General features: G+C 68.9%; 11 protein-coding genes. 4 read left to right on the top strand and 7 right to left on the bottom strand.

Annotated elements, in window-relative coordinates:
• Positions 1-6 precede the first annotated feature (6 nt).
• The 4 genes from WS66_RS15305 to WS66_RS15290 form a co-directional block, all read right to left on the bottom strand.
• Positions 7-441 (bottom strand): CHRD domain-containing protein, encoded by a 435-nt coding sequence (locus WS66_RS15305; RefSeq protein ID WP_059607696.1) that lies wholly within the window; start codon positions 439-441, stop codon positions 7-9.
• 358 nt (positions 442-799) lie between these two features.
• Positions 800-1,573 carry a class II aldolase/adducin family protein gene (locus WS66_RS15300; RefSeq protein WP_059607698.1) on the bottom strand — a complete coding sequence of 258 codons (774 nt, stop codon included), beginning with the start codon at positions 1,571-1,573 and terminating at the stop codon, positions 800-802.
• A gap of 249 nt (positions 1,574-1,822) precedes the next feature.
• Positions 1,823-3,448 carry a phospholipase D family protein gene (locus WS66_RS15295; RefSeq protein WP_059607699.1) on the bottom strand — a complete coding sequence of 542 codons (1,626 nt, stop codon included), beginning with the start codon at positions 3,446-3,448 and terminating at the stop codon, positions 1,823-1,825.
• Between the two features lie 226 nt (positions 3,449-3,674).
• Positions 3,675-4,391, bottom strand: a complete 717-nt coding sequence (locus WS66_RS15290; protein ID WP_059607701.1) for a FadR/GntR family transcriptional regulator — start codon at positions 4,389-4,391, stop codon at positions 3,675-3,677.
• A 133-nt stretch (positions 4,392-4,524) separates the two neighbouring features.
• On the opposite strand from WS66_RS15290, the gene WS66_RS15285 reads away from it, so the two are divergent.
• From WS66_RS15285 to WS66_RS15270, 4 genes are read left to right on the top strand one after another with little or no spacing between them, the layout of a single operon-like run.
• Positions 4,525-5,325, top strand: a complete 801-nt coding sequence (locus WS66_RS15285) for a (Fe-S)-binding protein (protein WP_059607703.1) — start codon at positions 4,525-4,527, stop codon at positions 5,323-5,325.
• A complete protein-coding gene (locus WS66_RS15280; RefSeq protein WP_059607705.1) occupies positions 5,322-6,035 on the top strand; it encodes a LutC/YkgG family protein in 714 nt (237 codons plus the stop codon). The genes WS66_RS15285 and WS66_RS15280 overlap by 4 nt, the downstream gene beginning before the upstream one ends.
• Positions 6,032-7,477, top strand: a complete 1,446-nt coding sequence (locus tag WS66_RS15275; RefSeq protein WP_059607707.1) for a LutB/LldF family L-lactate oxidation iron-sulfur protein — start codon at positions 6,032-6,034, stop codon at positions 7,475-7,477. Before WS66_RS15280 ends, WS66_RS15275 begins: the two co-directional genes overlap by 4 nt.
• Before the next feature lie 51 nt (positions 7,478-7,528).
• A complete protein-coding gene (locus tag WS66_RS15270) occupies positions 7,529-9,238 on the top strand; it encodes a lactate permease LctP family transporter (RefSeq protein ID WP_059607709.1) in 1,710 nt (569 codons plus the stop codon).
• 113 nt (positions 9,239-9,351) lie between these two features.
• Here WS66_RS15270 and WS66_RS15265 read toward each other — a convergent pair whose 3' ends face one another.
• The 3 genes from WS66_RS15265 to WS66_RS15255 form a co-directional block, all read right to left on the bottom strand.
• Positions 9,352-10,113: a M48 family metalloprotease gene (locus WS66_RS15265; protein WP_059607712.1), complete on the bottom strand. Its 762-nt coding sequence runs from the start codon at positions 10,111-10,113 to the stop codon at positions 9,352-9,354.
• 150 nt (positions 10,114-10,263) lie between these two features.
• Positions 10,264-11,070, bottom strand: coding sequence for a glycosyltransferase family 2 protein (locus tag WS66_RS15260; protein ID WP_059607714.1), 807 nt, complete (start codon positions 11,068-11,070; stop codon positions 10,264-10,266).
• Positions 11,071-11,180: 110 nt separating this feature from the next.
• Positions 11,181-12,470 (bottom strand): chorismate transformation enzyme, FkbO/Hyg5 family, encoded by a 1,290-nt coding sequence (locus WS66_RS15255; protein ID WP_059607716.1) that lies wholly within the window; start codon positions 12,468-12,470, stop codon positions 11,181-11,183.
• Positions 12,471-12,553 lie beyond the last annotated feature (83 nt).

Below are 12,553 nucleotides of genomic sequence, written 5' to 3'. Positions count from 1 at the left end.
CCGGCCTCAGTTCGCCGGCATCATCTGGCCGCGGATCTCGCCGGACGGATGCTCCTTCGTGTGCACGTTGAAGTACCACTTGCCGCCCATCAGGTCGGTCACTTGCGAGTCGGTGAGCTCCTTCGAACCCTTGATCGGGCTCGCGAGCGCGTCCTTCGGGATCGGCACCTGCACGCCGGCGTTCTGGCCGACCGGCGCGGGCCCGTGGAAATGCGCGGCGGTGGCCGGCCCCGTGAGGTGTTCGTAAGTCACCGTCCACTGCAGCATGTGGGTGGCCGTGTCGTAGGTCGCATCGACGGCGCCGGCGCCCTTGGTCGCGGTGGGCGGCACTTCGCTCGACGGCTGCAGGCTGGCGGACAGGCGCACCGTTTCGGCGGCGGCACTGCCGGCGGCCAGGACGCCCGCGAGCAACGCCACCTGGAGCAAACGCAGCTTCGGCATGAATCCTCCTTGTACGACGGGGTACGCCACCCGGACGGGGACGTTCCATGATGGTAGTCGATCGCCGCCGATCCGGCACCGCTGCGTCGCTCGCCAGCCTGACGGAACCTGGAAGAGACCTTTGCAGCGGGAGCCCTGAATCCGCACGCGGCCTTTCGCTACACTTCGTCTCACAGTTGCTTGTTTCCTTCGTCCGAAGGAGTCTGCGAGTATTCACGCGGCCATCCGGCCGCGTTTTTTTTGCCCGTGCCCGGGTGGCGTGCACGCATCGTCGGGCACGTTCCGCTTCGCCGGCCGTCAAGCATCACGAATCAATTGTCGCCGCGGCGATCGAGTCCGACGTCGCAGACACCACACCTCACGCGCGATAGCCCGGATCGATCCGATCGACGATGCGCTGCAACGCGTCGAATGCGTCCTGCCCCGCGCCGTGCTTCGGATCGAAGTTAAGCGAATCGCGCACGCAGCCCTCGAGCACCGGCGGCGCGATCGGCAGTGCGTCGCCGATCGCGTGGGTCGCGACCTGCACCTCGCACGCGCGATTGAGCAGCCACATCAACGAGAAGGTCTGCGCAAGCGTCGCGCCGATCGTCACGGGCCCATGGTTGCGCAGCAGCAGCACGGGCCGCCCACCGGCGCTCTCGACGATGCGCCGCCCCTCCTCCAGATGCACGGTGATGCCCTCGAAGTCGTGATACGCGATCTTCCCGTACAACTGCGCCGAATAGAAGTTCGAGAACGACAGCCCGTCGCGCGAGCAGCACACGGCCATCGTCGGCGTCGTGTGCACGTGCATCACGCAGTGCGCGTCGGGCAGCGCCGCATGGATCGCGCTGTGGAACGTGAAGCCGGCCGGATTGATCGGCCAGTCGGAATGGCCGGTCACGTTGCCGTCGATGTCGATCTTCACGAGGTTCGACGCGCATACCTCGCGGTAATGGAGCCCGAACGGATTGATCAGGAAATGGCCGTCCTCACCCGGCACGCGCAGCGAGATATGGTTGTAGATCAGCTCGGTCCAGCCGAGATGGTCGAAGATCCGGTAGGCGGCCGCGAGCTGCACGCGCGCCTGCCATTCGGCTTCGGAAAAGCGGGCGGGACGCGTGAACGGCTGGTTCGGTACACGTTGCATCGGGCACTCCGGTTGCGGGCGCGGCGGCCGCGCGGGCGGCTCGCGCAACGTCCCTCGTCTCCTGGCGGCGCACGCGGCGCGCCGGTGCGTCAAGCGCGCGCGTGCTGTGCGTCGTTCGGCACCGCCGCGGCCCGCATTGCACGAGCCGTCCGGCGGCACCCGTCACGATACGCATATCGTTGCGCGCACAACCATATCACCTTTCCTCGCGCACCGGTATCGCGGGTTTGGCCCGAGCCGTTCCGGCCCTTACAACTGGTCGTCGAACGGCAGCAGCATGAAGAGGCCGGTCATCAGGTTGCGCATCAGCCCGGCATGCGGATCGACGTGATAGGTGGCCGGCTCGTCGTTGTCGGTGCCGGTCCACACGAGTTCGGGCGTGCCTCCGCCCGCCGGCGTCGCGAGGCTCACGCGGTAGCTTTCGTCGGGCTGCGTCACGCGCGCGAAGATCGTCGCGGCCTGCTGCGCGATCGTCGGGCTGTGGATCACGAGCGCGAGTTCCGTATTCAGGTGCGCGGAACGCGGATCGAGGTTCAACGAGCCGATCACGAGGATCTTGCGGTCGATCACATACGCCTTCGCATGCAGGCTCGCGCGCGAGCGTGAGCCGAACAGGCCCGCACGCGGCGCGTTCGGCCGCGCCTTGAATTCGTACAGTTCGACACCGTGAAGCAGCAGCGGCACGCGGTACGGCGCGTAGCCGGCCTGTACGGCGACCGCGTCGGTCGCGGCGAGCGAATTGGTCAGGATCGCGACGCGCACGCCGCGCGCGGTCGTGTCGCCGAGGATCTTCACGCCCGCGTCGTGCGGCACGAAATACGGCGAAAACGCGAGAAATTCCTGCTGCGCGCCGCGCGTCAGTTCGACGAGGCGCTGCATCGGCGGGCTCACGTACGCGTCGGTCGGCCGCATGACCTTGTCCGGTGCGTCGACCTTGAATTCGGCGGGCGCCCACACGAGCTCGAGCTCGTCGCGCGCGATCTGCTGCGCGAGCGGCGTCGCGTTCAGCGGCTTCGCGTTGTACGGATCTGCGTTCTTGCGCCAGTGGTCGCGCAGCTCGTCGCGCATCGCGTCGAGATCCTTCGGATCGAACGTCTGATGATTCAGCACCCGCAGCGGATAGCTGCTCGCGCTTGCCCAGAAGTCGTCGAAGCTCGTCGAGATGTCGTTCGTCACGGGGCCGGCCGCGAGCACGTCGAGATCGCGGAACTGCAGCGTCGGGCTCGCGCTGAAGTATTCGTCGCCGAGATTGCGGCCGCCGACGATCGCGATCTGGTTGTCCGCGATCATCGCCTTGTTGTGCATCCGCCGCGTAAACCTGTCGATTCGCGTCAGGGAGTCGGCCGTGCGCTCGATCATTCCGTACCGCGACGCGCCGAACGGGTTGAACACGCGAATCTCGATCTTCGGGTGCGTATTCAGCGCGGCCATGACGCGGTCGATGTCGCGGAAATTCAGGTCGTCGACCAGCATGCGCACACGCACGCCGCGATCGGCCGCATATAGCGCCGCGCCGAGCAGCAGTTTGCCGGTCGTGTCCTCGGTCGCGATGTAGTACTGCATGTCGAGCGTCTTCGTCGCCGCGCGCGCGAGCGCGATGCGCATCTGCAGCGCGGTCGCGCCGTCGGGCAACAGCCGGAAGCCCGATTGCCCCGGATGCGCCGCTTCCGGCGCGGCCAGCGCGTTGCGCAGCGGCGTCGCGGTATCGGTCGGCAACGCGTGCGAGACGGGGCGATCGAGCGTGGTGGCGGGCGGATGCGTCGCGCAGGCGGCGACCAGCGACAGCAGCGCGCAGACGGCGAGCGCACGGGCCGGGCGGCAGGCGGCGCGCCACGACAGCGCGGCCGGCGCGCGCCGGATCAAAGACGTAAGCACGGAAACTTCCTCGACAGGCGGATCAACGGGTCCGCAGACGCCACAGCGTGCGGCTGACGGGTGGCTCCGATCGATTCTAGTGGGCGCCCGATGAACCGGTCAATCGCGCGGCTCGCGCATGCGGCGCCGTGCAACCGCTACGCGCGCCGCCGGCGAGGGCATCCAGGAACGGCAGCCCGCGGCTCGGCCGCCGGACAGGCCTGCGGCACCCATGGTCCAACCAATCTCAGGGTGTATCGCCGCTTCGCTCGAAGTGGCTGCGCACGTAGTCGATATGGGTCTGCATCGCGGTGCGCGCCTCCTCGGGCCGGTGCGCGCAGATCGCCTCGCACACCACCCGGTGCTGCAGCAACAGCAGCTCGGACGCCTGCTCGTCGTGCGTCGTCATCCCCGCGACGTTGATCGAAATGTGCTCGCGCAGCATCCCGATCACGCTCGTGTGCAGGTGCAGGAACATCGTGTTGTGCGACGCCAGCGCGATCGCCTCGTGCAGCTTCGCGTCGGTCGATGCCTCGACGGCCGCGTCGTCGTTCGCGTGCGCGGTCTCGAGCTCGCGCAGCAGCGTACGGATCCGGCGCCGGTCGTTCGCATCCGCGCGCAGCGCGGCGAAATACGCGGTCGCGCCTTCGAGCACGCGACGGAATTCGAGTATGTCGTCGCGCAGCGCCGGGTGGTCGGCGACCAGTTGGCCCCACGGCGACGCGATGCCCGCGCGCAACTGGTCCGTCACGTACACGCCCGCGCCACGCCGGCTCTGCAGCAGCCCGCGCGCGACGAGCCGCTGGGTCGCCTCGCGCACCGTATTGCGCGCCACGCCGTACTGCTGCGCGAGCACGCGCTCGGCCGGCAGCCGCGCACCGGCCGGCCAGGTGCCGTCGAGCAGCGCCGTCTCGATCTTGCGCATCACCACTTCGGTCCGGCCCCGTGCCGTCATCGCCGCCATCGCCGTCTCTCCATCGGAATACCCGCCGTGCCGATTGGCCCAACCAATTTGAGCTACGGCGCCGTCGCGGGAATTATGCAGCGAAATCGTCGTCCCGCATTCACCTGCCGGGCCGGCCCCCCTGGAGCGAGACATGAACGAAAGGCACTACCCCGCCGCCGCCCCCGCGCACGTCTATCTGTTCGCGACCTGCCTGGTCGACCTGTTCGTCCCCGAAGCCGGGCTCGACGCGGTCCGCCTGCTGGAACGCGAAGGCCTGACCGTCCACTATCCGCGCGGCCAGAGCTGCTGCGGGCAGCCGGCCTATAGCAGCGGCAATCCCGACGAGGCGCACGGCGTCGCGGCCGCACAGCTCGATCTGTTCGCCGAGCCGTGGCCCGTGATCGTGCCGTCCGGCTCGTGCGCGGGCATGATCCGGCACCATTGGCCGGCCCTGTTCGCCGACGACCCCGTGCACGGCCCCAAGGCGCGCGCGATCGCGGAGCGCACCTACGAACTCGCCGAATTCCTCGTCCACGTGCTCGACGTGCGGCTCGACGGCATCGACACGAACGCCGGCCCGGACGAGCGCGTGGTGCTGCACACGTCGTGCGCGGCCCGCCGTGAAATGGGCACGCGCGTGCACGGCGTCGCGCTCGTCGACGCGCTGCCGGGCGTCACGCGCATCGAACACGAACGCGAATCGGAATGCTGCGGCTTTGGCGGCACGTTCTCATTGAAGCACCCCGACATCTCCGGCGCGATGGTGCACGACAAGGTCGCATCGGCCTGCGCGACGGGCTGCGACCGACTCGTGTCGGCGGACTGCGGCTGCCTGCTGAACATCGGCCACGCAGCGGCCAAGGCCGGCGCGACGCTGCCCGTCGAGCATCTCGCGAGCTTCCTGTGGCGCCGCACGGCAGGCGCCGGCTCGCTGCGCGGAGACGCGCAATGAGCGCGCGCGACACGATCCTCGCACGCCTGCGCGCCGCCGCGCCCGGCGTCGCAGCGAACGCCGCCCCCGCCCTCGATGCGCGCATCGACTCGCATTACGCGGCGCGCCGCGCACCGGTCGCCCCCGATTCCCATGCGCTCGCGCAGACGATGCAGGCCGCACTCGCCGCGTCGCATGCCGACGTCTGGTGCGCCACCGCCGATGCGTGGCCCGCGCAGCTTGCCGCGCGGCTCGCCGACGCCGGCGTGCGTCGCCTGCTGCTCGACCCGGCCCGGGCCGAATCCGCTGCCCTCGCGCGCGTGCTGCCCGACGCGGTCGCGCCGGTGCCGTTCGACCGGCCGATCGACGTGTGGAAAGCCGAACTGTTCGACACGATCGACGCCGGCTTCACCGTCGCGCGCTCGGGCATCGCGGCAACCGGCACCATCGTGCTCGCGCCCGATGCCGCCACGCCGCGCACGGTGTCGCTGGTGCCGCCGCTGCACGTCGCGCTCGTCCATGCGAACACGCTGCACGCGGACCTCCACGCGGCCGTGCACGCGGAGCGCTGGCACGCCGGCATGCCGACCAACGTCGTGCTGGTGTCGGGCCCGTCGAAGACCTCCGACATCCAGCAGACCCTCGCGTATGGCGCACACGGGCCGCGCAACCTATGGGTCGTGATCGTCACCGAACCGACCGCAACCGCCTGCCAGGACCTGCCGCGATGAGCGACCAACCGCTGCAATTCGTCGCCCCCGGCGACTTCAAGGCCCGCGCGCGCGCCGCGCTCGACGATCCCGCACTGCGCCGGAGCTTTCGCGGCGCGATGGACTTCCTGCAGGGCAAGCGCGCGACCCAGTTCCCCGACGACACCGAGCTGCAGCAACTGCGCGATCTCGGCGAAGCCGTGCGGCAGCACGCGCTCGCGCAACTGCCCGCGCTGCTCGAGCGGCTGGAGGCGAAGCTCACGGCAGCCGGCGTGCACGTGCACTGGGCCGAGACGGCCGCCGACGCGAACGCGATCGTGCTCGGCATCGCGCAGGCGAAGAAGGCGCGCCGCGTGATCAAGGGCAAGTCGATGGCGAGCGAGGAAATCGAGCTCAACCATTACCTCGCGGATCACGGCGTCGACTGCATCGAGTCCGACATGGGCGAGTTCATCGTGCAGCTCGCGGGCGAGAAGCCGTCGCATATCGTGATGCCGGCGATCCACAAGACGCGCGGCGACATCGCCGGATTGTTCGAGAAACACATCCCCGGCACCCGCTACACGGAGGACGTCGACGAACTGATCCAGACCGGCCGGCGCGCGCTGCGCCGCGCATTCGCGGAAGCCGACATCGGCCTGTCGGGCGTGAACTTCGCGGCGGCCGACACGGGCACGCTGTGGCTCGTCGAGAACGAAGGCAACGGCCGCCTGTCGACGACGATGCCCGACACGCACGTCGCGATCATGGGCATCGAGAAGGTCGTCGAGAAACTCGAGCACATCGTGCCGCTGTCGAGCCTGCTCACGCGCTCGGCCACCGGCCAGGCGATCACGACCTACTTCAACCTGATCTCGGGCCCGCGCCGCGACGGCGAACGCGACGGCCCGCGCGAACTGCATCTCGTGCTGCTCGACAACGGGCGCACGCAGGCCTACGCGGACGAACAACTGCGCGCGACGCTGCAGTGCATCCGCTGCGGCGCGTGCATGAACCACTGCCCCGTCTACACGCGCATCGGCGGCCACGCGTACGGGACGACCTACCCGGGGCCGATCGGCAAGATCATCTCGCCGCACCTGCTCGGCCTCGACGCGACGGCCGACCTGCCGACCGCGTCGACGCTGTGCGGCGCATGCGGCGAGGTGTGCCCGGTCCGGATCCCGATCCCGCAACTGCTCGTGCGGCTGCGCACCGAGGCGAACCGCAAGCCCGACGAACCCGTCGCGCATCCGCTGCGCGGCCAGGGCGCGAACTACAACCGCGCGGAAGACCTCGTGTGGCGCTTCTGGTCCGGCGCATTCGCGCATCCGCGCGCGTACCGCGCGTTCCGCTGGACGGCGACACGCCTGCGCGCGCTGACGCCCGCGAAGCAGATGGGCTGGACGCAGCACCGCACGCCGCTCGAACCGGCGCCGCGGAGCCTGTCCGACCTGCTGCGCGCACGCGGCCAGCCCGAATAGACCACCTCGCTTTCAAACCCGTACCGATAGAAATCCATGGAGGAGACAACCATGCAGGTTTGGCATCAGATCTACACCCCGCTCGGCAGCCTCGGGCTGTCGGCGTTCGTCGCCGCGATCCCGATCATCTTCTTTTTCGTCGCGCTCGCCGCGTTGCGGATGAAGGGCCACGTCGCGGCCGCGATCACGCTGCTGCTGGCGCTCGGCGTCGCGATCCTCGCTTACGGCATGCCCGTGCCGCAGGCACTCGCGGCCGCCGGCTTCGGCTTCGCGTACGGCCTGTGGCCGATCGCGTGGATCATCGTCGCGGCCGTGTTCCTGTACAAGATCGTCGTGAAGACCGGCCAGTTCGACATCATCCGCGCGTCCGTGCTGTCGATCACCGACGACCAGCGCCTGCAGATGCTGCTGATCGGCTTCTCGTTCGGCGCATTCCTCGAAGGCGCGGCAGGCTTCGGCGCGCCCGTCGCGATCACGGCCGCGCTGCTCGTCGGCCTCGGCTTTAAGCCGCTGCATGCGGCCGGACTGTGTCTGATTGCAAACACCGCGCCGGTCGCGTTCGGCGCGATGGGCATCCCGATCATCGTCGCCGGGCAGGTGACGGGCATCGACCCGTTCCACATCGGCGCGATGGCCGGCCGCCAGCTGCCGCTGCTGTCGCTCGCGGTGCCGTTCTGGCTCGTGTTCATGATGGACGGGCTGCGCGGCGTGCGGCAGACCTGGCCGGCCGCGCTCGTCGCAGGCGGCAGCTTCGCGCTCACGCAGTACTTCACGTCGAACCACATCGGGCCCGAGCTGCCGGACATCACGTCGTCGCTGGTCAGCCTCGTCACGCTCGCGGCGTTCCTGAAGGTATGGCAGCCGCGCAGCACAAAGCAACCGGCCGGCGGCATCGTCGCGTCCGGCGGCGGCGCGGCGCTGGCCGGGTTCGGCGCGGGCAGGTTCGGCGCTAGCGGCACCGGCACGAGCCGGCAGGCGTCGCCGTACACGCTCGTACAGACCGTGCGCGCGTGGTCGCCGTTCCTGATCCTGACGGCCGTCGTCACGGTGTGGAGCATCGCGCCGTTCAAGGCGCTGTTCGCCGCGCACGGCGCGCTCGCGTCGACCGTGCTGAAGTTCCATGTGGCAGGGCTCGACCAGCTCGTCGTGAAGACCGCGCCGATCGCCGCGACGCCGAAGGCGCTCGACGCCGTGCTGAAGATCGATCTGGTGTCGGCGGTGGGCAGCGCAATCCTCGTGACCGCGCTGATCTCGATGGCGCTGTTGCGGATGAAGCCGCGCGACGCGCTCGTCACGTTCGGCGAGACGCTGAAGGAACTCACGCGTCCGATCCTGTCGATCGGCCTCGTGCTCGCGTTCGCATTCGTCGCGAATTACTCGGGGATGTCGTCGACGCTCGCGCTGATGCTGGCCGCGACCGGCGCCGCGTTCCCGTTCTTCTCGCCGTTCCTCGGCTGGCTCGGCGTGTTCCTGACCGGCTCGGACACGTCGTCGAACGCCCTCTTCTGCTCGCTGCAGCAAGCCACGGCCCATCAGCTCGGCGTGCCCGAGACGCTCGCGGTCGCCGCGAACACCACGGGCGGCGTGACCGCGAAGATGATCTCGCCGCAGTCGATCGCGGTGGCATGCGCGGCGACCGGCCTCGTCGGCAAGGAATCGGAGCTGTTCCGCTTCACGGTGCGCCACAGCCTGTTGTTCGCGGTGATCGTCGGCCTGATCACGCTCGCGCAGGCCTACGTGCTGCCGGGGATGGTACCGTAAGCAAGAGGCGCGGCCCTGTTCCGGTTCCCCGAAAAACAAAAACCCCACGCCCTCAAGAGCGTGGGGTTTCGTTCATCCCGGGCGCCGAACGCGGCCGGCGCCCCGGGCGGCGATCAGCTGCCCTTCGCGATGCGATCCTGGATGTGCTGCGCACGGCTAGCCGACGACGGGTGCGAGCTCATCATCGAGCTCTTGCCGCCATCGAGCTGCGCAAGCTTCTGGAACGCGGTGACGAGGCCCTTCTGGTTCATGTTCTTCTGCTTCATCAGGTCGAACGAGTAGTCGTCGGCCGCGCTTTCCTGCGTTTGCGAGAATTGCGCGTTGATGAACTTCTCGGTGATGTCGCCGAGCTGCGAGCTCGTCAGGGCCGCGACGCCCGGCGATGCCGCACCGGCCGCGGTGCGTGCCGCGCTGACCGCGTAGGCGGTCTGCATCGCCTTCTTCGAGTGACCCAGCGCGACGTGGCCCATTTCATGACCGATCACACCGCGCAGTTCGTCGTCGTTCATCATGTCCATCAGGCCGCTGTACACGCGCACGCAGCCGTTGCCCATCGCCCACGCGTTGACGTCCTTGGTCACGTAGACCTTGTAGTTGATTTTCTGGCCGTTCAGCGTCATGTCGCCGAAGCCCTTCATCACCTTCGTCAGGCGCTTCGAGTACGCGCTGTTCGGCGCGGCGATCTTCGATTCGGCGTCGCTCGCCTTGCACGAGTCGTTCGACAGCGCCGCGATGTCGGTGTCCGACAGCGTCGCCGCCTTGAACAGGCTGGTCCCCGCCGACGTCAGGCTGTTCGCGTCGAGATTCTGCACGCCGCCGCATGCGCTCAACAGGAACGCCATGCCACACGCTGCCGCCGCTTTCTTGATATGCATCCCGGATCCCTCGGTAGTTGTATTTGGAAGCGGGGATTTTGCATAATCCGGCAGAAAATTACCAGACGTTTACATCAAATGACAGCTTGATTACTCAGCGATTCGAAACGAACGGCGCGATTGCCCAGTCATTTGATAGCAATCAGGTCATCAATCGCCGTGACCGGATGACCGGCTGAACGTCGAACGCGACCGGCGCGTGAGCCGCCGCGCGACCAGCATCGGCAGCCGCACCACAAAACCGGCGAAGAGCCGCAGGTGCATCCACGCGAGCAGCGCGTTGTCGCGGCCATAGTGGAAATGCGACACGCCGCCCTCGTGCGCGCCGAAGTAGCGCACCGGCGCTTCGATGCGGATCGGTCGAACCCCGGCCCAGCACAGCCGCACGGCGGCTTCCGGATCGAAGTCGAAGCCGCGCATCCACGGCTGGCGATGCATGATCGCGGCGAGCGGTGCGACCGGGTACACGCGGAAGCCGTACAGCGAATCGCCGATCCCGGCCCATAGCGTCTCGAGGTCGGCCCATCCGTTCGACAGCCGCCGGCCCTGCACGCGCAACTGCGGCGCGCTCGCGTCGAACTTCGGCAGGCCCAGCACCATCGCATCCGGCGCCGCCTGCGACGCGGCCATGAATTCGGGAATCAGGTCGGCCGGATGCTGGCCGTCGGAGTCCATCGTCAGCACGTGCGTGAAGCCGCTTGCGGCCGCCGCGTCGAGCCCGGCCAGCACCGCGGCGCCCTTGCCGCGGTTCTCCGGCAGCACGATCACTCGCAGCCCGGGGTCGCGCTCGGCCATCGCCTGCAGCCGCTCGGCGCTGCCGTCGGTGCTGCCGTCGACGACGACCCACACCGGGTTCCACTGCGCGCGGGCGTTGCGCACGGTCGTGTCGACCTTGACGCCCGGGTTGTAGCTCGGAATCAGTACGAGATGGGTGGACGAGGCGTGCAGCTTGAACATGGGAACGGCCGATTGCGAAGACGAGGATCCTGACAAAAGTTTATGACCTGCAGGCGACTGCCGACAGGCTTCGTCGACGCCGCCTTCGCGCAGCGACAGGCCCGCGCGCTTCACGACAGGTGCTCCAGCGGATGGCCGGCGCTCGCTTCGATCTCGACCAGCAGATCGTCGCGGCACACGTCCGCGTGGACGAACAACGGCCGCACGCCGGAGCCCGCCGCATCGCGCAGCGCGCGTTCGATCGCGGCGAGCGCCACGGCATCGCCGGCGTCGCGCACGTAGACGCGGTAGTTCAGGTCGGCGAGCGCGAACGGGCCGTGCCCCTGTCGCGCGGCCTGCTCGAGCACGGCGGCCAGGTTCGCGATCGTCTCGCGTGTTTGCGCGACGACGTCGCCACGATGCACGGTGCGATGCCCGACGATGCTGGCGGTGCCCGACACGAACAGCAACGGCGCGGCATCGTCGCCCGGATACGCGGCCGCGCGCGCGAACGTCGGCGCACGCGGGCCGTACTCCGCCGGGTAGTGATACGCGCTGACCTGGCGCGGGTTCTCGACCGGATCGGCCGGCGTGCGGGTTGCGATGAAATGGATCGCGAGCGGCGCGGCCGGCGGCGTGTCGCCCGTGACGGGCACGACCGAGCCAAGCGCACAGGCCGCCGGCACGCTGCCCGTCAGCGCGCGACGGCACGCGTCGAACGCACGCTGCCTGCCGATATTGAACTGACGATAGCGCTCGATCCCGAACTGCAGCGCGTTGATCGCGGGCACGGTATTCCAGATTCGCAGCGGATGCGCAATGCCGAGCGCATCGAGCACGTCGAACAGCGCGCGGTATGCATCGTATGTCGCGCGCTCGAGCGGCGTGCCGCCGTCGCGATCCGCATCGGCCGCTTCCTGCTCTTCCTGCACGACGATGCTGCCGAACACGAGCCCCGCCGTTTCGCTGTAGCGATACTGCAGTGCGCCGCGTCGCTCGCTGCGCAGATCGGGCGCGTCGCACTGCCAGATTTCGCAGACCGCACCGGCGCGTGCGTGGCCGCCGGCGTCGAGCAGCGCCATCTGCACCGGTGCGCTCGGCAGGTCGGGCGCGGCGGCGGCAAGCATGCTGGCCATCGCGTCGGTCGGCGCGCCAGCCGCACCGATGCAGACCGCACCGAGCGCACCGGGAAACACGTGGTCGAATGCGTCGCCCCGCTGCCGCGCATCGTGCAGCAGCGCAGCCAGCCGCGCATGATCGATCTGGACGAGTCGCAGCGCACGGTTGCCGCCGTTCGCGGCGGGCGAGATGCCCGCTCGCGATGCGGCGGCTCCGCCTGTCATGTGTTCGCGCGCGACCGCGGTCGCGGCGGACGACGGGGAACATGCTCGCCGTTCGGCGTCGACTGGATACACTGACACTTCGATTTCCTCACTATGCGGTGCGGGCTCGCGGCGTCGTGGCCACGCGCCGCGTTGCGCGCCGTTGCTTCGCGTCAGGCCGA

This window comes from Burkholderia sp. LA-2-3-30-S1-D2, assembly GCF_001523915.2.
Lineage (GTDB): Bacteria > Pseudomonadota > Gammaproteobacteria > Burkholderiales > Burkholderiaceae > Burkholderia > Burkholderia diffusa.
Note: the sequence above shows the minus strand (reverse complement) of the source record. Positions and strands in the feature narration are given on the sequence as shown.